The 22155-nt window shown below is 74.0% G+C and carries 23 protein-coding genes and 1 pseudogene; 12 read left to right on the top strand and 12 right to left on the bottom strand.

Annotated elements, in window-relative coordinates; all coding sequences use genetic code 11:
- Window positions 1-916: serine/threonine-protein kinase (locus VFZ92_RS31710; protein WP_330879754.1), on the bottom strand; the 916-nt coding region annotated here is incomplete at its 3' end.
- A 79-nt stretch (window positions 917-995) separates the two neighbouring features.
- Between VFZ92_RS31710 and VFZ92_RS31705 the strand changes: the two genes are divergently transcribed.
- On the top strand, window positions 996-2711 hold the full coding sequence (locus VFZ92_RS31705) for an IlvD/Edd family dehydratase (RefSeq protein WP_330879753.1): 1716 nt from the start codon (window positions 996-998) through the stop codon (window positions 2709-2711).
- 4 nt (window positions 2712-2715) lie between these two features.
- Here VFZ92_RS31705 and VFZ92_RS31700 read toward each other — a convergent pair whose 3' ends face one another.
- Both VFZ92_RS31700 and VFZ92_RS31695 read right to left on the bottom strand, forming a co-directional pair.
- A complete protein-coding gene (locus VFZ92_RS31700; protein ID WP_330879752.1) occupies window positions 2716-3381 on the bottom strand; it encodes a hypothetical protein in 666 nt (221 codons plus the stop codon).
- 19 nt (window positions 3382-3400) lie between these two features.
- Window positions 3401-4366 (bottom strand): helix-turn-helix domain-containing protein, encoded by a 966-nt coding sequence (locus VFZ92_RS31695; RefSeq protein ID WP_330879751.1) that lies wholly within the window; start codon window positions 4364-4366, stop codon window positions 3401-3403.
- A 52-nt stretch (window positions 4367-4418) separates the two neighbouring features.
- Here VFZ92_RS31695 and VFZ92_RS31690 point away from each other — a divergent pair, with 52 nt between their 5' ends.
- Complete coding sequence (locus VFZ92_RS31690; protein ID WP_330879750.1) at window positions 4419-4826, top strand: cupin domain-containing protein; 408 nt, start codon at window positions 4419-4421, stop codon at window positions 4824-4826.
- On the opposite strand, the gene VFZ92_RS31685 is transcribed toward VFZ92_RS31690, so the two are convergent.
- Window positions 4823-5650, bottom strand: coding sequence for a helix-turn-helix transcriptional regulator (locus VFZ92_RS31685; protein ID WP_330879749.1), 828 nt, complete (start codon window positions 5648-5650; stop codon window positions 4823-4825). The genes VFZ92_RS31690 and VFZ92_RS31685 overlap by 4 nt on opposite strands.
- Before the next feature lie 117 nt (window positions 5651-5767).
- Between VFZ92_RS31685 and VFZ92_RS31680 the strand changes: the two genes are divergently transcribed.
- Window positions 5768-6832 (top strand): aldo/keto reductase, encoded by a 1065-nt coding sequence (locus VFZ92_RS31680; RefSeq protein WP_330879748.1) that lies wholly within the window; start codon window positions 5768-5770, stop codon window positions 6830-6832.
- Between the two features lie 45 nt (window positions 6833-6877).
- Here VFZ92_RS31680 and VFZ92_RS31675 read toward each other — a convergent pair whose 3' ends face one another.
- A complete protein-coding gene (locus VFZ92_RS31675) occupies window positions 6878-8242 on the bottom strand; it encodes a rhamnulokinase family protein (RefSeq protein ID WP_330879747.1) in 1365 nt (454 codons plus the stop codon).
- Window positions 8239-10251 (bottom strand): bifunctional aldolase/short-chain dehydrogenase, encoded by a 2013-nt coding sequence (locus VFZ92_RS31670; protein ID WP_330879746.1) that lies wholly within the window; start codon window positions 10249-10251, stop codon window positions 8239-8241. The genes VFZ92_RS31675 and VFZ92_RS31670 overlap by 4 nt, the downstream gene beginning before the upstream one ends.
- Before the next feature lie 191 nt (window positions 10252-10442).
- Here VFZ92_RS31670 and VFZ92_RS31665 point away from each other — a divergent pair, with 191 nt between their 5' ends.
- Both VFZ92_RS31665 and VFZ92_RS31660 read left to right on the top strand, forming a co-directional pair.
- Window positions 10443-11429, top strand: a complete 987-nt coding sequence (locus tag VFZ92_RS31665; protein WP_330879759.1) for a LacI family DNA-binding transcriptional regulator — start codon at window positions 10443-10445, stop codon at window positions 11427-11429.
- A 66-nt stretch (window positions 11430-11495) separates the two neighbouring features.
- Window positions 11496-12374 carry a hypothetical protein gene (locus VFZ92_RS31660; protein WP_330879745.1) on the top strand — a complete coding sequence of 293 codons (879 nt, stop codon included), beginning with the start codon at window positions 11496-11498 and terminating at the stop codon, window positions 12372-12374.
- Here the strand turns inward: VFZ92_RS31660 and VFZ92_RS31655 are convergent.
- Together VFZ92_RS31655 and VFZ92_RS31650 are read right to left on the bottom strand one after the other, a co-directional pair.
- The gene (locus VFZ92_RS31655; protein WP_330879744.1) at window positions 12367-12870 is read right to left on the bottom strand and encodes a VOC family protein; all 504 of its coding nucleotides are present in this window, start codon (window positions 12868-12870) and stop codon (window positions 12367-12369) included. The genes VFZ92_RS31660 and VFZ92_RS31655 overlap by 8 nt on opposite strands.
- Before the next feature lie 12 nt (window positions 12871-12882).
- Window positions 12883-13857, bottom strand: coding sequence for a LysR family transcriptional regulator (locus tag VFZ92_RS31650; protein ID WP_330879743.1), 975 nt, complete (start codon window positions 13855-13857; stop codon window positions 12883-12885).
- Between the two features lie 212 nt (window positions 13858-14069).
- On the opposite strand from VFZ92_RS31650, the gene VFZ92_RS31645 reads away from it, so the two are divergent.
- The 4 genes from VFZ92_RS31645 to VFZ92_RS31630 all read left to right on the top strand — a co-directional run bounded on the left by VFZ92_RS31645 (window position 14070) and on the right by VFZ92_RS31630 (window position 16680).
- Complete coding sequence (locus VFZ92_RS31645) at window positions 14070-14693, top strand: hypothetical protein (protein ID WP_330879742.1); 624 nt, start codon at window positions 14070-14072, stop codon at window positions 14691-14693.
- On the top strand, window positions 14686-15072 hold the full coding sequence (locus VFZ92_RS31640; RefSeq protein ID WP_330879741.1) for an SgcJ/EcaC family oxidoreductase: 387 nt from the start codon (window positions 14686-14688) through the stop codon (window positions 15070-15072). Before VFZ92_RS31645 ends, VFZ92_RS31640 begins: the two co-directional genes overlap by 8 nt.
- A complete protein-coding gene (locus VFZ92_RS31635; RefSeq protein WP_330879740.1) occupies window positions 15069-15446 on the top strand; it encodes a VOC family protein in 378 nt (125 codons plus the stop codon). The genes VFZ92_RS31640 and VFZ92_RS31635 overlap by 4 nt, the downstream gene beginning before the upstream one ends.
- A gap of 460 nt (window positions 15447-15906) precedes the next feature.
- Window positions 15907-16680 carry a M23 family metallopeptidase gene (locus tag VFZ92_RS31630; protein ID WP_330879739.1) on the top strand — a complete coding sequence of 258 codons (774 nt, stop codon included), beginning with the start codon at window positions 15907-15909 and terminating at the stop codon, window positions 16678-16680.
- On the opposite strand, the gene VFZ92_RS31625 is transcribed toward VFZ92_RS31630, so the two are convergent.
- A complete protein-coding gene (locus tag VFZ92_RS31625) occupies window positions 16677-17372 on the bottom strand; it encodes an aspartate/glutamate racemase family protein (protein ID WP_330879758.1) in 696 nt (231 codons plus the stop codon). The genes VFZ92_RS31630 and VFZ92_RS31625 overlap by 4 nt on opposite strands.
- A 100-nt stretch (window positions 17373-17472) precedes the next feature.
- On the opposite strand from VFZ92_RS31625, the gene VFZ92_RS31620 reads away from it, so the two are divergent.
- The gene (locus tag VFZ92_RS31620) at window positions 17473-17943 is read left to right on the top strand and encodes a hypothetical protein (RefSeq protein WP_330879738.1); all 471 of its coding nucleotides are present in this window, start codon (window positions 17473-17475) and stop codon (window positions 17941-17943) included.
- 76 nt (window positions 17944-18019) lie between these two features.
- Here VFZ92_RS31620 and VFZ92_RS42355 read toward each other — a convergent pair.
- A pseudogene (locus tag VFZ92_RS42355) lies at window positions 18020-18421 on the bottom strand (hypothetical protein); the annotation flags it as partial.
- Window positions 18422-18962: 541 nt separating this feature from the next.
- On the opposite strand from VFZ92_RS42355, the gene VFZ92_RS31610 reads away from it, so the two are divergent.
- Both VFZ92_RS31610 and VFZ92_RS31605 read left to right on the top strand, forming a co-directional pair.
- Window positions 18963-19217 carry a PLD nuclease N-terminal domain-containing protein gene (locus tag VFZ92_RS31610; protein ID WP_330879736.1) on the top strand — a complete coding sequence of 85 codons (255 nt, stop codon included), beginning with the start codon at window positions 18963-18965 and terminating at the stop codon, window positions 19215-19217.
- Between the two features lie 87 nt (window positions 19218-19304).
- A complete protein-coding gene (locus VFZ92_RS31605) occupies window positions 19305-20087 on the top strand; it encodes a DUF899 family protein (RefSeq protein ID WP_330879735.1) in 783 nt (260 codons plus the stop codon).
- A gap of 42 nt (window positions 20088-20129) precedes the next feature.
- Here the strand turns inward: VFZ92_RS31605 and VFZ92_RS31600 are convergent, their stop codons facing one another.
- The gene (locus VFZ92_RS31600; protein ID WP_330879734.1) at window positions 20130-20774 is read right to left on the bottom strand and encodes a response regulator transcription factor; all 645 of its coding nucleotides are present in this window, start codon (window positions 20772-20774) and stop codon (window positions 20130-20132) included.
- A gap of 15 nt (window positions 20775-20789) precedes the next feature.
- Window positions 20790-21902 carry a sensor histidine kinase gene (locus tag VFZ92_RS31595; RefSeq protein WP_330879757.1) on the bottom strand — a complete coding sequence of 371 codons (1113 nt, stop codon included), beginning with the start codon at window positions 21900-21902 and terminating at the stop codon, window positions 20790-20792.
- Window positions 21903-22155: the final 253 nt, after the last annotated feature.

Here is a 22155-nt window from a genome sequence, read left to right as displayed (position 1 = left end):
GGGAGGTGTTGTCGGGCTGGGGCGGGTCGTCGGGGCGGGAGGTGTCGTCGGGCCGGGGCGACTCGTCGGACGGGGGAGGGGCCTCGGCGTGCGGGTCCTCGCCCGGCAGCGGCAAGCCCTGGACGACGGCGTCCAGCAGGGCGTACGTCTCGGCCATCGTCGGCCGCCGCGCCGGGTCGCGCCGCAGGACGCGCCCCAGCACCGCACCCAGCGGACCGGGGAACCGCGGCGGCGCGACCAGCCCCTCCGACACGCGCCGCAGCAGCGCGTACGGGTTGTCGTCGGCCGTGCCGAACGGGGGGTGCCCCTCCAGCGCCGCGTACAGCGTGGCGCCGAGGGAGTACACGTCGGACGCGAACACCGCGCCCCGCCCCGACGCCACCTCCGGCGCGAGGAACGCGGGCGTGCCGACCACGACCCGCGCGTCGGTCACGGTGCCCTCGCCGATCGCGCGGGAGATCCCGAAGTCGACGATCTTCGCCGTCCCGTCCTCGCCCACCAGCACGTTGAACGTCGTGACGTCGCGGTGCACGACCCCCGCCGCGTGCGCCGCCGCCAGCGCCGAGGCCACCTGCCACCCGACGCCCACGACCAGCTCCTCCGGCAGCGGCCCGCGCTCGTCGATCATCTCGGCCAGCGTCTTCGAGGGCACGTACTCCATCACCAGGCACGGCTGCCCGCCGTGCTCGACGACGTCGTGCACGGTCACGGCGTGCGGGTGCCGCAGCCTCGCGGCGATCCGCCCCTCGCGCACGATCCGCTCCACGGCGTCCGGCCCGCCCGCCGTGAAGAACTTGACCGCGACGACCCGCGCCAACCGCTCGTCCTGGGCCCGCCAGACGACGCCCGCCGCCCCCCGGCCGAGCTGCGACAGGAGCCGGTAGCGCCCAGCGATGACCTCATCCCGTTCCGGCACGATCAGAAGCTACGTGGTCGTCCCGCTCCACCACTAGGCTGGGAGCACGGTCGACGTCGGGGTCGGAAGGTGGCTGGCGATGCCTGAGCAGCGCAGTTCCCAGTGGTACGCGGGGGACGACCGCAACGCCTACATCCACCGGGCCTGGATGCGCCGCGGCCTCCCGGCCCACGCGTTCGACGGCCGTCCGCACATCGCCATCGCCAACACCGCCTCGGACCTGACCCCGTGCAACGCGCACCTGGACGAGGTGGCGGAGAGCGTCAAGCAGGGCGTCTACGAGGCCGGTGGCATCCCGCTGAACCTGCCGGTCGTGTCGCTGGGGGAGACGCTGCTCCGCCCGACCGCGATGCTCTGGCGCAACATGGCCGCGATGGCGGCCGAGGAGATGCTCCGCGCCAACCCCGTGGACGGCGTGGTCCTGCTCGGCGGCTGCGACAAGACCATCCCGTCGCTGCTCATGGCGGCGGCGTCGGTGGGGCTGCCCGCCGTGGTCGTGCCCGGCGGCCCGATGCTCACCGGCACGTTCCGCGGCGTGCCGCTGGGCTGCGGCACGGACGTGTGGCGGCTGTCGGAGGAGGTCCGCGCAGGCACGCTGTCGCAGGACCAGTTCACCCGGTCCGAGTCCTCGATGGTCCGCAGCCGCGGCCACTGCAACACCATGGGCACCGCGTCCACGATGGGGCTCGTGGCCGAGGCGCTGGGCATGGTCCTGCCCGGCCTCGCGGGCACCCCGGCCGCGGACAGCAGGCTGCTGGAGAGCGCCCACGAGACCGGTCGCCTCGCCGTGGAGATGGTGGCCGAGCAGCGCACGCCCGCCGCGGTCCTGACCCGCGGCTCGTTCCTCAACGCCATCGTCGCCCTGGCCGCGATCGGCGGGTCCACCAACGCCGTCGTCCACCTGCTGGCCATCGCGGGCAGGCTGGGCGTCGAGCTGACCCAGGACGACTTCGACCGCACCGGCTCGGACGTGCCGCTGCTGGTCGACCTGCAACCGGCGGGCCGGTTCCTGATGGAGGACCTGTTCCGCGCCGGTGGCCTGCACGCCGTGCTGCGGGAGGTGCGGGACCTGCTGGACCCGACGGCGATCACCGTCACCGGCGAACCCCTGGTCGACTACCTGGAGACCGCCGAGGTCTGGGACCGCGAGGTCATCCGCCCCCGCACCGACCCGCTGCTGCCGCACGCGGGCATCGCCGTGCTGTACGGCAACCTCGCGCCCGACGGCGCCGTGGTGAAACCCGCCGCGGCCTCGGAGCACCTGCTCCGGCACCGGGGCCGCGCGGTCGTGTTCGACTCGGTCGAGGACATGCACGCCCGCATCGACGACCCGGACCTCGACGTGGACGCCGACTCGGTGCTCGTCCTGCGCGGCTGCGGCCCGAAGGGCTACCCCGGCATGCCCGAGGTCGCGAACATGCCGCTACCGCGCAAGCTGCTCCAGCAGGGCGTGCGCGACATGGTCCGCGTCTGCGACGGCCGCATGAGCGGCACCGCCTACGGCACCGTCGTCCTGCACGTCTCCCCCGAGGCGGCGGCGGGCGGCCCGCTGGCCCTGGTCCGCACCGGCGACTTCATCGTCCTGGACATCGAGGCCCGCCGGCTCGACCTCGACGTGCCCGGCGATGAACTGGCCCTGCGCACCCCGGACCCGGCCACCGTCGCGGCCTACGCCAACCCGAAGCGCGGCTGGGAACGCCTCTACGTGCAGACGGTGCAGCAGGCCAACACGGGCGCGGACCTCGACTTCCTCACCGGGGCGAGCGGGTCGGACGTCTCCCGCGAGTCCCACTGACCGCTCAGCCCGCCACGGGCCGGTGCAGCGCCGCCGCCTTCTCCGGCCCGTACTTGGACACGAGGACGGTGTCGATCAACGCGTCCACGGTCGTGCCCTGCTTCTCGGCCGCCGCGGTGAACCCCTCGTCGGCCAACGTCATCAACGGGGCGATGTCGACCTTCCACACGCCCTGCTCGCGGACGAAGTCGACGGTGTACGGCGCTTCCCGGCCGCCGATCACCGCCTGCGCGCTGGCCTTGTCCCCGGTCACGTTCACCTTGCCGAGCGCGAGGTCGGAGATCCCGTCCTCGCCCACGAGCCCCTTGTCGAACGAGGTCCGCAGCAGGTCGGCGGGCGAGCCGTCGCGCAGCAGGGCGGGTTCCACCTCGGCGCGCAGCACGTACACCGTGAGCCGCTGCGTGGAGGTGATGCCGGTGAGCTGGTCGTCGGTGGCCGTCAGCGCCAGCTTGCGCGCGTCGTCGTAGTAGGTCGCCACCGTGTCGGCCAGCACGCCCTGCGCGGTCGCGCCGTCCTTCGCCAGCGCGGCCTTCGTGTAGGTCTCGAACGCCCGGTGCACCGCCCCGGTGTCGTCCTGCGCGGCGGACGTGGGCGCGCCGCCGGTGTCCGACGAGCCGCAGCCCGCGAGGAGCAGGGGGACGCACAGGACGAACCGGATCAGCCAGGTCATGGCGCGCAGCGTAGTGCGGTCAGGCCGCGGGTCCGAAGCGCTTGCGGTACTCCGAGGGGGTGAGGCCGGTGTGCCTGCGCAGCTGCGCGCGCAGGTTGGCCGCCGTGCCGAGTCCGCTGGCGGCGGCGACGCGGTCCAGCCGCACCTCGCCGCGTTCGATCAGCCGGCAGGCCAGGGTGATCCGTTCGGTGGTGAGCCAGGTCAGCGGTGTGGTGCCGAGTTCGGCCTGGAACCTGCGGTGCAGCGTGGCCTGGCTGGTGGCGGCTCGTGCGGCGAGGTCGGCGACGGACAGGGGGCGGTCCAGGCGCGTCCGCGCCCAGTCGAGCACGGTGCCCAGCGACGAGTCCGGCACCGCGGGCAGGGGCCGTTCGACGAACTGCCGCTGGCCGCCGTCGCGGTGGCCGCCGAACACCAGCCTCCTGCTCACGGCGGTGGCCACCTCGGCGCCGTGGTCCCGCTGGACCAGGTGCAGCCCCAGGTCCAGCGCCGCCGCGCTCCCGGCAGCGGTCAGCACGGACCCGTCGTCCACGAACAGCACGTCCGGTTCCAGCGCGACCAGCGGGAACCTCCGCGCGAACTCCGCCGCCCACCGCCAGTGCGTGGTGGCCCGCCGCCCGTCCAGCACCCCGGCCTCGGCGAGCGTGAACGCGCCCGTGCAGAAGCTCACCAGCCGCGCCCCGCGCCGCTCGGCCCGCCGGATCGCGTCGAGCACCGCGGGACCGGCGGGCACCTCGGGGTCGGGCCGGTTGGGCACGATCACCGTGTCGGCGGTGTCCACGGCCTCCAGCCCGGCCACGCCCGACAGCGTGAACATCCCCAGGTGCATCGTCACGGCGGGCACGGCGGCGCAGAGCGCGAACGAGTACCAGGGGATGCCCAGCTCCGGCCGCCGCAGCCCGAACAGCTCGGTGGCCACCCCCAGTTCGAACGGGTTGGACCCGTCGTCGACGACCACGACCACCCGGTGCGAGGATTCTTGCGGCATGTGCGATTCCTAGCACTCACGGTCGGGAACCACCAGCCGCCACGATGGCCGCATGAGCACCCAGCCGATCGACATCCGCACCGCACTGGACGGCTTCGACGCCCTCTGGAGCCCGAGGATCCTCACCACCGTCAACGACTACGACGTGCGGATCGCCAAGGTGAAGGGCGACCACGTGTGGCACGTCCACGAGTCCACCGACGAGTTCTTCCTCGTCCTGGAGGGCGAACTCGACCTCGCCCTGCGCGAGCCGGAGGGGGAACGGGTCGTCACCCTGCGCCCGAACTCCGTGTTCGTCGTCCCGAAGGGCACCTTCCACAAGCCCTCGTCGCGGGAGGGAGCGCACATCGTGGTCGTGGAGCCGTCCGGAACGCTCACGGTGGGGGACCGGCACGAGGAGGTGCCGTCCTACGTGGACGTCACCACCGGCCACCGCCTCCAGGACGGCCTGCCCGACTAGGACAGCCTGCCCAGCGCCGCGCGGCTCTCGTCGTCCGCCGGCCGGAAGACCACCAGCCGCTGGTCGGGGTCCTGCATCGGCGTGAGCACCTCGAAGTGCACGGTGACGTCGCCGACGCGGGGGTGCCGCAGCACCTTCCGGCCGCGGGCGTTGACCTCGACGTCCCGCTCGGTCCACCACCGCGCGAACTCCTCGTCGTGGGCGGTGAAGTCGGCGATGAGGGCGGCCAGCACCCGGTCCTCCGGGTGCGCGGCCCACGCGGCGCGCAGGTGGGCGACCCCCTCCCGCACGACGCGGGTCCGGTCGACGTAGGACCCGCGCACCTCCGGGTGCGCCAGGCACACCCACATCGCGTTGCGCCGCGCCGGGGGCAGGTCGCCGAAGTCCACCAGCAGCCCGGCCATCTCGCGGTTCCAGGCCAGGACGTCGAACCGGTGGTTCACCAGCATCGCGGGCAGCGGTGACAGGTCGGCGACCAGCCGCGCCAGCGGCGGCGCGGCGGTGGTGGCGGGTTCCTCGGCGGAACGGGGGCGCTGCCCGGCCAGGTTGAACAGGTAGGCGCGTTCGACGGGGGCCAGGCGCAGCGCCCCGGCCAGCGCCTCCACCACGTCCGCCGAGGGCCGCAGCCCGCGGCCCTGCTCCAGCCGCACGACGTAGTCGACGCTGATCCCGGCCAGCTCGGCGACCTCCTCGCGGCGCAGACCGGGCGTTCGGCGGGCCTGCTTGCGCGGCGGCAGACCGAGGTCGTCCGGGTCCAGCCGTTCCCGCCGGGCGCGCAGGAACGCGGCCAGGTGTCGTGCGGTGTCCGCGGTGGGGGTCGTCATGACCGGTGCAACAGCGGGGGTGGGACCGGCCTTCCCAGGAAGGGCTCTCCCTTACCCGCCGCCCGCGACGACCGCAGACTCGTCCTCCGCAAGGGACCACCACCACAGGAGGACACGATGCCGCTCACCCTCGACACCTACCGGCTGCTGGGCCGGTCGGGTCTGCGGGTCTCACCGCTGGCGCTGGGCACGGCGACCTTCGGGACCGAGTGGGGCTGGGGCGCGGAGGAGCACGAGGCGCGCACGCTGTTCGACACCTACGTCGAGCGCGGCGGCAACTTCGTCGACACAGCCAACACCTACACCGACGGCAGTTCCGAGCGCCTGCTGGGCCGGTTCACCCGCGACCACCGCGAGAGCCTGGTGCTGGCGACGAAGTACACGACGCTGCGCAGCCCCGGCGACCCGAACTCCGGGGGCGGCGGCCGCAAGAGCCTGTTCACGTCGGTGGAGGCCAGCCTGCGGCGGCTGGGCACCGACTACGTCGACCTGCTCCACCTGCACGTGTGGGACTTCACGACGCCGGTCGAGGAGATCCTGCGGGGCATGGACGACCTGGTCCGGCAGGGCAAGGTCCTGTACGTGGCGATGTCCAACGTGCCCGCGTGGGAGGTCTCGCGGATGCAGGCGGTGGCCGACCTGCGCGGCTGGTCGCCGCTCGTCGCGCTCCAGGTCGAGTACAACCTGGTCAACCGGACCGCCGAGCGCGACCTGATCCCCATGGCGCGGGCGGTGGGGCTGGGCGTGACCCCGTACTCGCCGCTGGCGGGCGGCCTGCTCACCGGCAAGTACACCCGCGCCGACCTCGCCGGTCCGGCCGCGGACGACGGCGACAGCACCAGGAAGAGCTTCAACGCCGCCCTCGGCCTGGTCACCGAGCGGAGCCTCGCCGTCGCCGACGTCGTGCGGGAGGTCGCCGCGGAGCTGGACCGCACCCCGGCCCAGGTCGGCCTGGCGTGGACCCTGGTGAACCCCGACGTGACGGCACCGATCATCGGCGCCCGCACGCTGGCGCAGCTGGAGGACAACCTGGGCGCGCTGGACGTCGAGTTCACCGAGTCCCAGCTGGCCCGCCTGGACCGGGTCAGCGCGATCGACCTCGGTACCCCGCACGACCTGCTGGCGAGCGACCACGCCCGCAGGGTGATCGCGGGCGACCTGACACTGGCGGCCCGCCGCTGAACCGGGCTGGCCGGAGGGTGACCGCCCTCCGGCCGCCGCCGCGGTTCAGCCCGACCGGGGCTCGTACCGCACCAGGTCCGGTGATCGCCGCACGACCTCCCGCAGGTCACCCTCGACGCACCCGGCCGCTCGGGCCTGCACCAGGACGTTGCCCAGCGCGGACGCCTCCACCGGCCCCGCCACCACCGGAAGGCCGCACGCGTCGGCCGTGAGCCGGCACAGCAGCGAATTCAGCGCCCCGCCGCCGACGACGTGCACGACGTCCACCTCCCGCCCGGACAGCCGGGCGGCGGCGGCGACCGCGTCGCGGTGCGCGAGCGCGAGGCTGTCGACCACGCAGCGGACGACCTCCGCCCTGGTGCGGGGGACCGGTTGCCCGGTCTCCGCGCAGGCGGCGGCGATCCGCGCGGGCATGTCGCCCGGTGCCAGGAAGCGGGAGTCGGTGGCGTCCACCGCGGAGGACGCGGGCAGTGCCGCCGCCTCGTCCAGCAGCGCGCCGGGGTCGGTCGTGCCCCACTCCCGGTGGCACTCCTGGAGCAGCCACAGCCCCATCACGTTCCGCAGGTACCGGATGGTGCCGTCGACACCCAGCTCGTTGGTGAAGTTCGCCGCCCGGCTCTCGTCGGTGAGCACCGGCGACGGCAGCTCGACGCCCACCAGCGACCAGGTCCCGCAGGAGACGTAGGCGAACCGCTCGTCCGCGGCGGGCACGGCGACGACGGCGGACGCGGTGTCGTGCGACCCCACCGCGTACACCGGGACCCGCCGCGCCAGGCCGATCTCGGGCAGCACGTCCCCGATCACGGCACCGGGTTCGCGCAGCGGGGCGAACAGACCGAGGTCGATCCCGAGCGCCTCGGCGACCGGTGCCGACCACGTCCGGGTGCGCGGGTCGAGCAGGGCGGTGGTCGACGCGTTGGTGATCTCGGTGCCCGCGCGGCCGGTGAGCCAGAACCCGATCAGGTCCGGGATCAGCAGCGCCCCGGTGGCCACGTCCGCCATCCGGTCGGCGACGAGCTGGAACGCGGTGTTGAACGGCTGGAACTGGATCCCGGTGGCCGCGTAGTGCCGCTCGGCGGGCAGGGCGGCGTGCGCGCGGGCGACGGCCGCCGCCGTGCGCTCGTCGCGGTAGTGCACGGGGTTGCCGAGCAGCGTCCCGTCCGCGTCGAGCAGCCCGTAGTCCACGGCCCACGAGTCGACGCCGATGCCGTCCAGCGGCCCGGCCTCCCGCAGTCCGTCCACGACCTCCCGGTACAGCCCCAGGACGTCCCAGTGCAGCGTGCCGCGCACCAGCACCGGCCGGTTCGGGAAGCGGTGCACCTCGTGCAGGGACACCGATCCGCCCTCGACCTCGCCGACGATCACCCGGCCGCTGCCCGCGCCGAGGTCGACCGCCGCGAACCGCTTCATCGCAGGAACGCCGCGGCGACGCCCGCGTCCACCGGCACGTGCAGCCCGGTGGTGTGCGTCAGCGTCGTCAGCACGAACACCGCGTGCGCGACGTGCTCCGGCAGCACCTCCCGCTTGAGCAGCGTGCGCCGCGCGTAGAACGCCCCCAGCTCCTCCTCGGGAACGCCGTAGACCTCGGCGCGCTGGGCCCCCCAGCCGCCCGCGAAGATCCCCGACCCGCGCACGACGCCGTCCGGGTTGACCCCGTTGACCTTGATGCCGTGCTCGCCGAGTTCGGCCGCCAGCAGCCGGACCTGGTGCGCCTGGTCGGCCTTCGCCGCGCTGTAGGCGATGTTGGCCGGTCCGGCGAACACGGCGTTCTTGCTCGCGATGTAGACGACGTCGCCGCCGAGGCCCTGGTCGATCATGATCCGCGCGGCGTGCTTGGCGACCAGGAACGAGCCGCGCGCCATCACGTCGTGCTGCCTGTCCCAGTCCTCCGCGGTCGTGTCCAGCAGCGGCTTGGAGATCGACAGACCCGCGTTGTTCACCACGAGGTCGACGCCGCCGTGGGCGAGCACGGCCGCGTCGAGCGCGGCGGCGACCTGGTCCTCGTCGGTGACGTCGGCGGTCACGGCGACCGCCCCCAGCTCGTCGGCGACGGTCGTGGCCGAGGAGGCGTCGCGGTCGGCGACGACGACGCACGCGCCCTCGGCGGCCAGCCGCGTCGCGATGGCCCTGCCGATGCCCGACCCGGCCCCGGTGACGAACGCGACCCGCCCGGTCAGCGGCGCGGGCTCGGGGCGGCGGGCCAGTTTCGCCTCTTCGAGGGCCCAGTACTCGATGCGGAACTTCTCCACCTCGTCGATCGGCGCGTACGTCGACACCGACTCGGCGCCGCGCATGACCTCGATGGCGTTGAGGTAGAACTCGCCCGCCACGCGGGCGGTCCGCGCGTCCGCGCCGTAGGAGAACATGCCGACGCCCGGCACCAGCACGATCGCCGGGTCCGCGCCGCGCATGGCGGGGGAGTCCGGGACCGCGTGCCGCTCGTAGTAGGCGCGGTAGTCCTCCCGGTAGGCCCCGTGCAGCTCGCGCAGCCGCGCCTTCGCCTCGTCCAGCGGCGCGGTCGGCGGCAGGTCCAGCACCAGGGGGCGGACCTTCGTGCGCAGGAAGTGGTCCGGGCACGACGTGCCGAGCGCCGCCAGCCTCGGGTGTTCCGCGCGGGACAGGAAGTCCAGCACGGGCGCGGTGTCGGTGAAGTGGCCGATCCGCCGGTCGTCGGTGGACGCCAGCCCGCGCAGCAGCGGGGCCAGCGCGGCGGCGCGGGCCCGGCGTTCAGCCTCCGGAAGTGCTTGGTAGCCGGGCAGCTCCGGGCCGAACGGCTCGGCGCGGCCGTGCTCGGCGAGGAAGGCCGCGGCACCGCGGATGATCTCCAGCGACCGCGCCTCCGCCTCCTGCGACGTCTCGCCCCAGGCGGTGATGCCGTGTCCACCCAGGACGCAGCCGATCGCCTCCGGGTTCTCGGCCCTGATCCGCGCGATGTCCAGCCCCAGCTGGAAACCCGGCCTCCGCCACGGCACCCAGACGACCCGGTCGCCGAAGCAGCGCGCGGTCAGCTCCTCGCCGTCCACGGCCGTCGCGAGCGCGATCCCGGAGTCCGGGTGCAGGTGGTCGACGTGCGCGGCGTCCACGAGCGCGTGCATCGCGGTGTCGATCGACGGAGCGGCACCACCCCTGCCGTGCAGGCAGTGGTCGAACGCCGCCACCATCTCGTCCTCGTGCTCCACGCCCCGGTACACGTCCACGAGCCCGCGCACCCGGTCCAGCCGCAGCACGGCCAGGCCCGCCCCGGTCAGCGTGCCCAGGTCGCCGCCGGAACCCTTGACCCACAGCAGGTCCACCGGTTTCCCGGTCACCGGGTCGGTGCCGGTCCCCTTGGCGGAGGTGTTGCCGCCCGCGTAGTTCGTGTTCGCCGGGTCGGAGCCCAGCCTGTTCGACCGCTCCAGCAGATCCCGCACCGCGCTCACGCGCCCCACCCCGCCCGGTCCCCGCCGACGCGCCCGCGCGCGATCCCGTCCTGGTGCCCGGAACGCCGGTCGGCGCCGACGGGGTCGACGCGCACCTCCGCGAGTGCCGTCATGGTGTTCTCCCACCGCCGATTGAAACGTTTCATCCGATGGTATTGTTCGTCGTGGCGCGGAGCAAGGGGTCGGGTGACATGGTCGGCATCAAGGACGTGGCCCGCCGCGCCGGGGTCTCGATCGGCACGGTCTCCAACGTCGTCAACCGCCCCCACGTCGTCTCCGCCGTCACCCGGTCGCGCGTCAACGCGGTCATCGAGGAACTCGGCTACGTCCGCGACGAGTCGGCCCGCCAGCTCCGCGCGGGCAGCAGCCGCACGCTCGCCCTGCTGGTGCTCGACCTCGGCAACCCGTTCTTCGTGGACGTCGCGCGCGGCGCGGAGGAGGCGGCGCACGAGGCGGGCCTCAACATGATCACCTGCAACAGCGCCCAGCGCGTCGACCGGGAGAGCTCCTACCTGGCGATGCTCGCCGAGCAGCGGGTGCGCGGCGTGCTGCTCAGCCCGGTGGGCGCCGGGGACGGGGGGTTCGGGCGCAGCGGCATCCCGTACGTGCTGGTGGACCGCGAGGCGGGCGCGGGGGAGTGCTGCTCGGTCTCCGTGGACGACGTGCTCGGCGGCGCGCTGGCGGCCCGGCACCTCCTCGACCAGGGCCACACCCGGATCGCGTTCGTCAACGGCCCGTCGGTGCTCGTGCAGTGCCGCGAACGCGAGGAGGGCGTGCGGAGCGCGCTGGCCGACGCGCCGGAGCACCACCTGTCCGTGCTGGAGGTGGCCGCGCTGGACGTGGCGTCCGGCCGGGACGCGGGCGCGCGGCTCCTGGCCACCGGTCCGCGTCCGACGGCGGTGTTCTGCGCCAACGACCTGCTCGCCCTCGGGGTGCTCCAGGCGATGGTCGCCGCGGGCGTCCGGGTGCCCGAGGAGCTGGCCATCGTCGGCTACGACGACATCGAGTTCGCCTCCGCCGCGGCCGTTCCGCTCACCTCCGTCCGGCAGCCCGCCGGCCGCATCGGCGCGACGGCCGCGCGGCTGCTCATCGAGGAGACGTCCGGTGAGGACGGCCACGAGCACCGCGCGGTCGTGTTCTCCCCGGAGCTGGTGGTCCGCGACTCCACCCGCCGCTGACACCCGATCGGGGACATCATCGCCGCGCGCCGGGCGTGCGCGCGCCGGGCGGGTGAAGCTGTCGGAATGACCGGATCGCGTGGTGTGGCACTGGACGACCTCGTCCTCCCGTCGGCGGACCTCGGTGTCCACACCGGACTGGCCGGGTTCGGTGACGCGTGGCTGACGGGCCGCTCGGAGGGGCGCCTGCGGTACGCCGAGGCCGACGGGTTCCTGTACGTCAGCGCGGTCGTCCCGCCGTCCGTGCGCTACGCGGAGGCCGTGCGGGCGCTGTACGCCGAGCTGTTCGCGCTGACCAGGCGGATGGGCTACCCGACGATCTGCCGCCTGTGGCACTACATCGGCCACATCAACGGCACCACCGCCGACGGGTTGGAGACCTACCGCGACTTCTGCGTCGGCCGCGCGCTGGCGTTCGAGGAGGTCTCGACCGCCATGCCGCCCGCGAGCGCGGTCGGCTCCGCGCACGAGGGCATCGGCCTCTTCCTGCTCGCCACCCGCTCCGGCGGGCTGACGGCGATCGAGAACCCGCTCCAGGTGCCCGCCTACCGCTACCCCCGCGACCACGGGCCGAAGCCGCCGTCGTTCGCCCGCGCCGGGTACCTCCGGCACGCCTCGGGCGGCACCCTGTTCCTGTCCGGCACGGCGAGCATCGTGGGCCACGAGACCGCCTGCCCCGGCGACCTCGACGGGCAGCTCGCGACGACGTTCGCGAACGTCGAGGCGGTCGTCCACGAGCGCAACCTCGCCCGGCACGGCGTGGCCGCGGGGTTCGGCCTCGCCGACTTCGACCGCGTGACGGCCTACGTCCGCCACGCGGCCGACCTGGCCGCCGTGGAGTCGGCGTGCCGGGCCGCGTTCGGCGCGGGCACGGCGGTCCGGCTGCACCGGGCCGACCTCTGCCGGGCGGACCTGCTGGTGGAGGTCGAGGGCGTGATCAGGTGACGGGCGGGCCGTACCGCGCGCAGGCGCCGACGGTGTCCGCGCCGTACCGCGCGACGTCGGCCTCGATGTCCAGCTCCCCCTTGTGCGCCAGCACGGCCTCGTCCACGAGGTCGGCGGGCACGAGCCAGCACACCTCGAACTCCAGCCCGTCGGGGTCCCTGCCGTACAGGCCCTTCGTCGCGCCGTGGTCGCTGGAGCCGACCAGCGCGCCCGCCCCGACCAGCCGGTCCCGGCAGTCGCGCAGGTCGGCGAGCGTCGGCACCTCCCAGGCCAGGTGGTAGAGCCCGACCTGGCCGCGGCCCGCGGTGCTCGGCGCGGGGTCCTCGGTCTGGAACAGGCCGAGGTCGTGGTCGTTCGCGGACTCCGGGGCCCGCAGGAACGCGGACCTCGGCGTGCTGTGCACGACCCGGAAGTCCAGCACGTCCACGTAGAACGCGCTGCTCGCGCTCGCGTCCCGGACCCAGAGGACGGCGTGGTTCAGGCCGCGGATCGCCACGGGTGCTCTCCCTCAGGTGGTGCGTGGGGGCAGGGCGAAGTCCGCCCCGCCCCGCCGCCACCATCGCGCGTACACGTCGGACGTCGCAACCAGGCAGAGGTACCGCTGCTCCACGGTGGCGCACAGGTCGTCCACGGTGGACGCGATCGGGGAGTCGCCGCGCCAGGCCAGCACCAGCTCGCGGTAGAGCGGGTTGCCCTCCAGGGTGAGGGTCGCCAGGCCGTCGCGCGCGGTGCCGATGGGGTAGAGCACGCAGACCGCCCGGTTCGCGGCGGTGAGCGAGAAGGCCACGTGCGCCTCGGTGGTCAGGTGCGCGATGCTCTGCTCGAACCCGGCCGCGGCGCAGACCCGCGCGAAGAACTCGTTCATCCCGCTGTCGTCGGGGTCGGGCATGACCCACTTCTCGTCGGCCAGCTCCGCCAGCGGCACGTCCTCGCGCCCGGCGAGGCGGTGGCTCGCCGCGACGCCCACGAAGAGGGGCTCGGTGAGCAGGAGCCGCTGCTCGACGCCCTCGGGCAGCGCGAGCGGGAAACCGGGGAACCGCCGCAGCACCGCGATGTCCAGCTCCCCGGAGCCCAGCAGCGCCGTGAGCGTCCCGGTCTCGCGGACGGTGCGGCTGGTCACCTCCTGGCCGGGGTGGGCGGCGGCGAGCGCGTCCACGAGGAGGCTGAACTGCTGCGCCGGGATGCCGCCGACCGTGAACGGCGTGCCGGCCTCGCGCCGCGCGTTGAGACGGGCCGACCGCTCGACGTCGGTCATCTGGTCGAGCACCTTCTTGGCGTCGCGGACGAACTCCGCGCCCGTGTGCGTGGTCAGCACGCCCTCGGTGGACCGCAGGAAGAGGGCGCCGCCGAGGTGCCGCTCGATCCGCCTGAGCTGCGTCGTCACGGCGGGCTGCGTGAGGTGCAGGTGCGCCGCGGCCCTGCGCAGGCTGCCCGATTCGGCAATGGCGACGACGAGTTCGAGGTGCCGGACTTCGAGGCGCATGAGCTGATCCTACGGTCGCGTGAACGGGCGCTGAACGAGAAAGGTTATCGCCCATTGCTATAGCGCCAATCCCGTGATCGTTTCGACGTTTCCCCTGGTGAGGGACGTGTGCCCGACGTCGGGTGGGTTGTCGCGACAGGGAGCGCCGGCTACGTTTTCGCCACCGATCCCGGAAGGTCACCGGGAATTCCCGACGAGCGGAACACCCCACGATGCCCACTCTGCTGGAAGTGCGCGACGCCCCCATGCGCGTCGCCGGAAGCCGGTCCGTGCTGTTCTCGGAAACGGCGTTGGAGAGCTTTCTCTCGGCGGCCGCGACGGAGTACGCGTCGATCACCCCCGACGAGCCGAGACCGTGCTTCGGGGTCCTGCTCGGCACCAGCGCGGAGGGCGCGTTCCTGGTGGAGCGGATCGAGTTCGGCCGCAACGCCCGCGGCACGTGCGCCGCCGCGCGGGAGGAGTTCGCGACCACCATCGTGCCCCGGTTCGGCTCCGCCTACGAGAACCCGGTGCGGGCGTGGTGGCTCGACCCGGCGGACCTGCTGCGGATCTCCCGCCGCGCCGACGCGCTCGACCTCGACGTCCTCGGGTCCATCCACCTGCACCCGGACTGGCACCGGCTCGGTCCCGAGTCCGAACGCGACCGACCGCTGAGCGACCGGCCGTCCGCGATGGACGAGTACGTGTTCCGCGGCTGCGGCTGGCCCGTCAACGTCGTCTGCTACCTGGAGCGGCAGCACGGCTCGCTCTACTACTCGGTGGCCGCGTGGGACGGCGACTGCCTGCCGCTGCCGCTGCGGGTCCGCGCGACCACGCCGGGGAGCCGGGATGAGTGACGACGACCTGGTGCGCGGCCTGTGGTCCACGATGGCCGAGGGCTGGGCCGAGGGGGACGCCGAGCGGTTCGCGGAGGCCTTCGCCCCCGACGTCGACTTCGTGACCGTGCGCGGCGAGGACCTGCGCGGCCGGGCCGCCGTCGCGGAGGTGCACGCGCGCCTGTTCGCCTCGGTCTTCCGCGGCACCCGGCTCGTGCCGAACTTCCTGCTGCTGCGCCCGCTCGCGGACGGGATCCGCCTGGTGCACGTCACCACCGGGATCGTCCCGCTCGGCGTCCTCACCCACGCGCAGGCGGTCGTGACCCGCCGCGACGGCGCGTGGTCGATCACCGCGTTCCACAACATGGTCCCGAACGTCCCGGAAGGAAGCACCCCATGACCAGGCCACGCCTTCGCCACCTCGCGTTCGTCGTCCAGGACGCGGAGCGGATGGCCGACTTCTACCGCGAGAGCCTCGGGATGGAGCAGTTCCACCAGGACCCGGACGGGAGCCGGTTCCTCACCGACGGGTACATCAACCTGGCCCTCATCCAGCAGCGGCTCGACGGTGACGTCGCCACCGGCTTCAACCACTTCGGCTTCGCCGTGCGGGACGTCGACGCGACCGCCGACCGCCTCGTCGGGACCGGCGTGCCCCGGCCGGTCGCCCGCGCCACCGACCGGCCGTTCGCCGAGTACCGGGCGATCGACCCGGAGGGCAACTGGTTCGACCTGTCCGCCCACGGCTTCCTGCCGCCGGGCGCGGGGGAGTGATCCCGCGGCGGGCGGCTCCCGGCCGCCCGCCGTGACCGATCGTGACCGGGTTCGCCGAAGGGCTCACGCGCTGTTCGCGGAAGTCCGCCGAGTAGACCGGACGTATCACGGGGAGTCGAAAAGGGGAAATGGCGGGGAATAGCGTGGTATCGATGCGACGAGGCCGACACGTACGGTAGGGGTGGATGGTTCACCGCGATTCGGTGTTCGTCGAATTTTTCATCTGTCCAGGTCAGGGCGTTGACATTAACGTCTGTTCATCGACATTAACCTGGCGGCGACTTTTGTGCCCGTGAATGGTTAACGAGGGGTTGCCGGTGGGGTCGTACCCCCGCTATCGTCCCCTCCGGTCCATTGTCGAGGTTGATCACGAGTTGAACAACGAGTCGGACCCCCGACCGACTCGCCGGGTTCCCCCGCCCGGTCCCGACCGGACTCCCCGAGCACGGAAGGCCAGGTCTTGTCCCACCTCCGCTCCTCCGGCGGCCAGGCAGACGGCGGCACGGCACCCCGAGCCGTGCCCAAGCACCGGCTGCCCCCGCCCCCCTCGTCGTTCCGCGGTCGGATCGTCATCGCGGCCGTGGCCATCGGCGCGTTCGGCGCCGCCGGTGCGGGACAGGCGCTCCAGGCGGTGGACGGCGCGAGCACCGACGAGGTGACCCCGCTCGCGAACGCCACCAAGCCCTCGGACAACGCCGCCGCGTTCGGCATCGGCGGCACCGCCCCGGCCGCCCCGCAGGTCCTCCAGGTCGCCCGGCAGGTCGACCCCTCGGCCGAGGCGGGCAAGCTCGTCAAGAGCCAGCGCATCACCGAGAAGCGCGAGGCCGAGGAGGCCGAGGCGCGCCGCCCCAAGCGCGTCGCCCCGACCCGCGGCAGCTTCACCTCCGGGTTCGGCTACCGCGACGGCGCCATGCACTACGGCCTCGACATCGCCGCCCCCGTCGGCACCCCGATCTACGCCGCCGCCGACGGCGTCGTGATCGAGGCCGGGCCCGCCAGCGGGTTCGGCCTGTGGGTCAAGGTCGAACACGCCGACGGCACGGTCACCGTCTACGGCCACATGTACCGGTTCAACGTCCGCAAGGGCCAGCGGGTCCTGGCGGGCGAGCAGATCGCCGAGGTCGGCAACAACGGCGTCTCGTTCGGCGCCCACCTGCACTTCGAGGTCTGGAACGCGGTGGGCGTGAAGACCAACCCGCTGCCCTGGCTCAACGAGGCGGGCATCACGGTCTAGCGTCCCGCCAGCGCCCTGTCCACCGCGGCCTCCACGTGCAGGCGGGTCGTGGGGAAGACCGGCACCGGGCTGTCGGCCGCCGTGATCAGCAGCTCGATCTCGGTGCACCCGAGCACGACGCCCTGCGCGCCCTCGGCGACCAGGCGGCCGATGACGTCGCGGTAGCCCGCGCGGGACGGCTCGCGCACGACCCCGACGCACAGCTCGTCGTAGATCACCCGGTGCACGAACGCGCGGTCGGCCTCCTCGGGCACCAGCACGCGCAGGCCGTGGCCCGCCAACCGGTCCCGGTAGAACGACTGCTCCATCGTGAACGCCGTGCCCAGCAGGCCGATGCTGTCCAGCCCGGCCCGCCGCACCGCCTCCGCGGTCGCGTCCGCCAGGTGCAGCAGCGGGACGTCCACCGCCTCCTCGATCCGGTCGGCCACCTTGTGCATCGTGTTGGTGCACAGCAGGAGCAGGTCGGCACCCGCGGCCTGGAGACCGCGCGCGGCCTCCGCCAGCAGGGCGCCCGCCTCGTCCCAGCGGCCCTCCACCTGGAGCCGTTCGACCTCGGCGAAGTCGACGGAGTGCAGCACGCACTTCGCGGAGTGCAGGCCGCCGAGCCGCTCCCGGACCAGCTCGTTGACCAGGCGGTAGTACTCCGCGCTGCTCTCCCAGCTCATCCCGCCCAGCATTCCGATCGTCAGCATCCGCACCTTCCCGAGGTCGAGGTCGTCCGAGCGAGCAACCACCGGGGCACTCCGGACCGTCATAGGGACAACACTCTTCCAAACTCCGCGGAGGCCTCCCTTGCCGACCACCGTGTGCCGCGCCTGCGGCGGAACGAGCAGTCCGCTGCGCTGGGCCTGCCGGTGCTGCGTCGTCGCGACCGGCGAGCGGCTCGACGCGATCCGCGGCCACGCCGTCGCCATCTGCACGGCGGGACCGGTCGACGGGCCGGGCTGCCCCGGCCGCACCGGGGTGCTCCCGGCGCGGCCGGGGGACGGGCTGCCCCTGCGGCTGGACGACGCCGCGCTGCGCGACGGCGACCCGGCCGTGGTGGTGCTGTCGGTCCTGGAGGTCCTGCACCGGATCGCCCGGCACGTCCGGCGCCACCGCGGCGAGCCCGCGCAGTTCCGCTGCACGATCGGCAGCGAGGTCGGCTACCTGCGGGCCAACGCCGAGTGGTGCGCGCACCAGCTGTGGGGGCACGAGTTCGTGGAAGCGGTGCACGGGCTGCACTCCCGCACCGGGGAACGGGCGGGCGCGCTGGTCCGCTGACCGGGTCAGGGATCGTGACGACGATCTTGCCGCGGGTGTGGCCGCGCTCGCCCCCGGCGTGGGCGGCGGCGGTCTCGTCGAGCGGGAGGGTCCGGCTCACCCCCGGGGTGAGGGCGCCGCGCCCGCCCAGCGCGGCACCCGCGCCGAGCACGGCCGAGTCGTGCTCGGCGTGCAGCAGGCGCACGGCCAGCGCGTCGGCGTTCGCGAAGTCGGCGACGGTGACGACCCCGCCGGGGTTCCCGGCGATGCCGACCGGGTCGGCCGGTGAGCCCGAGCCCGCCGCGTCGAGGACGACGTCGACCCCGCCGCCACCCGGTCCGCGAGACCGGGCCCGTAGGTGGTGGGCGTCGCGCCGAGCCCGGTGAGGAACGGGTGGCTCGCCCCGCTCGCGGTCCCGATGACGGTGGCGCCCCCGGCGAGCGCGCCACGGTGCGCGCCGACCCGGTGCCGATGTGCCCGCTCGGACGCCGGAGGGCACCGCGGGCCGATACCAGGGGTCTCCGCGCCGGTCAATGGCGCCCGCTCGACCACCGGGAGGCCCGCCGGGGGGATCGTCGCGGTCCCGCCGTCCCGCGATGCTGGTGGCGGTCGGTGGAACCGGCCTCCCGCAAGGGATTCGCACGTGACCGCGTCCTCAGAGGACTCGCGCCCGCCCGTCGACGTGCCGCGTCGGACGGCGCGGTCGGGCGCCCGGTCGGAGAGGAGACCACCATCGGATCATCGACCGGATCGGGCTGCGCGGCACCCACCCGTCCGCGCGCGGCGAGCAGGCCCACCCGCACGGGCACGGCGTCCAAGCCCCCGGTGCTCCACCTGCCCACGTCACCGAGGTGGACCCCGCCGTGGGACGGGCCGCGCGGCGCCGGGAGGAGGTGACCGCGACGGAGGTGGTACCCCCGCGCGTCGGCCGTACGACTTTCGGCCAACGCGCGGAGGGGAGCACGGGCTGACGCGCGATGACGGCGGGCACCGGCAGTCTCGACGGTGACCGGCTTCTCCCCGATGAAGGAGTGGAACCCATGCTCAACGACCACCACGTGCTCGCCGTCCAGGCCGAGCCCTGGAACTGGGCGGTCGCCGCCGTGATCGTCGCGGTCGTGCTCGGTCTCGTGGTCCTCTTCCTCGGCGCGCTCGTCAGCGTCCTGCGCTCGGGCCTGACCCTCGGCATGAAGGCCGTGTGGGTGGTGTTCGCGTTCTGCGCGCCGTTCCTGGGACCGGTCCTGTGGTTCCTGATCGGCCGCGAGGACCTGGACGCGCGGCGCGTCCACGCCTGACCGCGCCGCGATGATTTCCGGTGGTTTCGCCGGTCTGTTCCTGGTGTTCCGGGACGATGCCCGGAGCGGTACACCACGGAGGACACGATGACGACCACGCCGAACCACCCGACCACCGCGCCGCCCGGCCGCCCGCCCGTCGTCGACCAGGCCACCTGGCAGGCCGCCCGCGACGAACTCCTGGTCCGCGAGAAGGCCCACACCCGCGAGGGCGACGCCCTCGCCGCGGCCCGCCGCGGGCTGCCGATGGTGGAGTTCGACGCGACGGTCGAGGTGGTCGGGCCCGACGGCCCGGTCCCGTTCCTGGACCTGTTCCAGGGCCGCGAGGAACTCGTGGTCTACCAGCACATGTGGTACGACGGCGCGCCGCACCAGGGGCAGTGCGAGGGCTGCACCACCACGGCCTGGCACCTGGGGGACGCCTCCTACCTCAACGCCCGCGGCGTCTCGTTCGCCGTCCTGACCACGGGCCGGTGGGACGAGGTCGCCGCCTACGTCGAGTTCATGGGCCACACCCAGCCCTGGTACTCGGTGCGCGGCCTGGACTGGCCCGTCGGCGGCGGGATGGGCTACCTCGCCTGCTTCCTGCGCGACGGCGACCGCGCGTTCCTCACCTACTCCACCACGGGCCGCGGCAACGAGCGGGTCAACGGGTCGCTCGCCCTGCTCGACCTGACGCCCTACGGCCGGGGCGAGGCGTGGGAGGACACGCCCGAGGGCTGGCCCGAGGGGCGCGACGCGTGCTGGACGTGGCGCTCGGACGCGGACGGGAACCCCACCTGGGGCCCGACCAGCCGCCCGGTGCCGCAGTGGACCCGCCCCGGTGCGACCCCCGTGCGGACCCCGGGCCGCAGCGGTCCCCACTGCTGACGCGCCGCCGACGGCCGCCCGCGGCGGCGGCCGTCGACCCGGTCAGCCCAGCCCGGCGTCGTGGACGACGATGGCGACCTGGGTCCGGTTGGAGACCTCCAGCTTGGCCATCACCCGTCCCACGTGGACCTTGACGGTGGATTCGCTCAGCACCAGCGCCTTCGAGATCTCCGCGTTGCTCAGCCCGCCGCCCACGGCGACCGCGACCTCGCGCTCCCGTGCCGTCAGGGCCTCCAGCCTCGCGACGGCCTCCTGCTTCACACCACCGCTCGCGAACTCCCGCAGCAGCCGCTTGGTGATCCGCGGCGAGATCATCGCCTCGCCCTCGGCCACCCGGCGCACGGCCTGCACCAGGTCGCGCGGCGGGGTGTCCTTGAGCAGGAAGCCCGAGGCGCCCTGCCGCAGCGCGGAGTGCACGTACTCGTCCAGGTCGAACGTGGTCAGCACCAGCACCGGGGGCCCGTCGGGCAGGGACGTGACCAGCCGCGTCACCTCCAGGCCGTCGACCACCGGCATCTGGACGTCGGTCAGCACGACGTCGGGGCGGTGCCGGGCGACCAGGTCGAGGACGGCGGACCCGTCGGGCGCCTCCGCGACCACGGTGAGGTCCGGGTCGGACTCCAGGATCATCCGCAGACCGCCGCGCACGAGTTCCTCGTCGTCGAGCAGGAGCACCTTCACCGTCACGGGCGCGTCATCCGATCACCGGGGGAACCGAGCGGACACAAGGTACCCACCGCCGTCGGTCGGCCCCGACCGGACCGTGCCGCCCGCGAGCGCGACCCGTTCGCGCATGCCGACCAGCCCGTACCCCGAACCGGTCACCTCCGTCCGCGCCGCGCCCGCGGGCCGGTTGGCGACCTCGATCGCCACGTCGTCGTCCGAGGCGGCGACGGTGACCGTGACCGGCGCTCCGGGGGCGTGCTTGCCCGCGTTGGTGAGCGCCTCCTGCACCACCCGGTACGCCGCCCGGCCCACCACGTCCGACGTCTCCGGCACGGCGTCCGGCAGGACGAGGTCCACCTCGGCGCCCGCCGAGCGGAACTCCTCGACCAGGTCGCCGACGCCGTCGAGCGCCGGGCTGTGCCGGGGCGGCGGCGCGTCGGCGTCGTCGCGCAGGACGCGCAGCACGTCGCGGAGCTCGTTGAGCGCGGCGGTGCTGTTGGTCCGGATGACCTCCGCGACCTCCCCGACGTGCTCGTCGTCGGAGGTGAGCGTCAACCCGCCCGCCTGGAGGGCGATCACGCTCACCCGGTGCGCCACCACGTCGTGCATCTCGCCCGCGATGCGGCGGCGCTCCGCGGCGACCGCGCGTTCGGCGAGCAGGTCGCGCTCCCGCTCGGCCTGCTCGGCGCGGTCGCGGAGGGCGGCCAGCAGCGTCTGGCGCTGGAACGTCCAGAGCCCGGCCACCACGGGGAGCGCGATGAACACGATGGTGATCAGCTGAGCCGGGTCCCAGCGGTCGTTCTCGTTCGTCCACACCACGACCTGGACGGCACCGAGCGCCACCGCCGACCCGACCCAGGTGCGCACGGTCGGCCCGTAGCGCGCCGCGGTGCTGTAGACGGCGACCAGGATCGGCACCAGGTACGGGTCGAGCGCCATCCCGACGACCGCCGCGGCCACCGCGACCAGCGGGAACCTCCGCCGGACCACGAGGCCCGCGAACGTGACCAGCGCGCCGCCGACCTCCGCCGCCGTGAGGTCGCTGTTCTGGACGCCCAGCCACGCGACCACTCCCGCCAGCCCCACGTCGAACAGCAGCGACCGCACCCGGCCGCCCCACCACGCCGGCACCGCCCGCGGTTCGCGCATCGCCACGGCGATCACCGTAGCGCCGCCCGCCCCGCCCCGTCGCGGGCCTGGACCGGGGCTCCCCGTGGTCCCCGGTCGGGGTGCCGAGCCGCCGCGCCGGAGGCGACGGAGCGTGCCGACCCGCCCGTGCCGCGGTACCGAACGGTCTGCCGAGATCGGGCATAATCGCTGGCCAGGGCCACTGTGTCACGCACGGTGGTCGACTGAGCCGATCGGGTGACTTCGGTGACGAACCGGAGCCGGACGCCGTGGG

Source organism: Umezawaea sp., from assembly GCF_036375055.1.
Taxonomy (GTDB): domain Bacteria; phylum Actinomycetota; class Actinomycetes; order Mycobacteriales; family Pseudonocardiaceae; genus Umezawaea.
The sequence above is the reverse complement of the archived record's forward strand: the minus strand, read 5'-3'. Positions and strand labels throughout refer to the sequence as shown.

Coding starts and splice junctions, on each gene's coding strand:
- VFZ92_RS31705 (WP_330879753.1), top strand. CDS start 996: ATGCCTGAGCAGCGCAGTTCCCAGTGGTACGCGGGGGACGACCGCAAC.
- VFZ92_RS31700 (WP_330879752.1), bottom strand. CDS start 3,381: ATGACCTGGCTGATCCGGTTCGTCCTGTGCGTCCCCCTGCTCCTCGCG.
- VFZ92_RS31695 (WP_330879751.1), bottom strand. CDS start 4,366: ATGCCGCAAGAATCCTCGCACCGGGTGGTCGTGGTCGTCGACGACGGG.
- VFZ92_RS31690 (WP_330879750.1), top strand. CDS start 4,419: ATGAGCACCCAGCCGATCGACATCCGCACCGCACTGGACGGCTTCGAC.
- VFZ92_RS31685 (WP_330879749.1), bottom strand. CDS start 5,650: ATGACGACCCCCACCGCGGACACCGCACGACACCTGGCCGCGTTCCTG.
- VFZ92_RS31680 (WP_330879748.1), top strand. CDS start 5,768: ATGCCGCTCACCCTCGACACCTACCGGCTGCTGGGCCGGTCGGGTCTG.
- VFZ92_RS31675 (WP_330879747.1), bottom strand. CDS start 8,242: ATGAAGCGGTTCGCGGCGGTCGACCTCGGCGCGGGCAGCGGCCGGGTG.
- VFZ92_RS31665 (WP_330879759.1), top strand. CDS start 10,443: ATGGTCGGCATCAAGGACGTGGCCCGCCGCGCCGGGGTCTCGATCGGC.
- VFZ92_RS31660 (WP_330879745.1), top strand. CDS start 11,496: ATGACCGGATCGCGTGGTGTGGCACTGGACGACCTCGTCCTCCCGTCG.
- VFZ92_RS31650 (WP_330879743.1), bottom strand. CDS start 13,857: ATGCGCCTCGAAGTCCGGCACCTCGAACTCGTCGTCGCCATTGCCGAA.
- VFZ92_RS31645 (WP_330879742.1), top strand. CDS start 14,070: ATGCCCACTCTGCTGGAAGTGCGCGACGCCCCCATGCGCGTCGCCGGA.
- VFZ92_RS31640 (WP_330879741.1), top strand. CDS start 14,686: ATGAGTGACGACGACCTGGTGCGCGGCCTGTGGTCCACGATGGCCGAG.
- VFZ92_RS31635 (WP_330879740.1), top strand. CDS start 15,069: ATGACCAGGCCACGCCTTCGCCACCTCGCGTTCGTCGTCCAGGACGCG.
- VFZ92_RS31625 (WP_330879758.1), bottom strand. CDS start 17,372: ATGCTGACGATCGGAATGCTGGGCGGGATGAGCTGGGAGAGCAGCGCG.
- VFZ92_RS31610 (WP_330879736.1), top strand. CDS start 18,963: ATGCTCAACGACCACCACGTGCTCGCCGTCCAGGCCGAGCCCTGGAAC.
- VFZ92_RS31605 (WP_330879735.1), top strand. CDS start 19,305: ATGACGACCACGCCGAACCACCCGACCACCGCGCCGCCCGGCCGCCCG.
- VFZ92_RS31595 (WP_330879757.1), bottom strand. CDS start 21,902: ATGCGCGAACCGCGGGCGGTGCCGGCGTGGTGGGGCGGCCGGGTGCGG.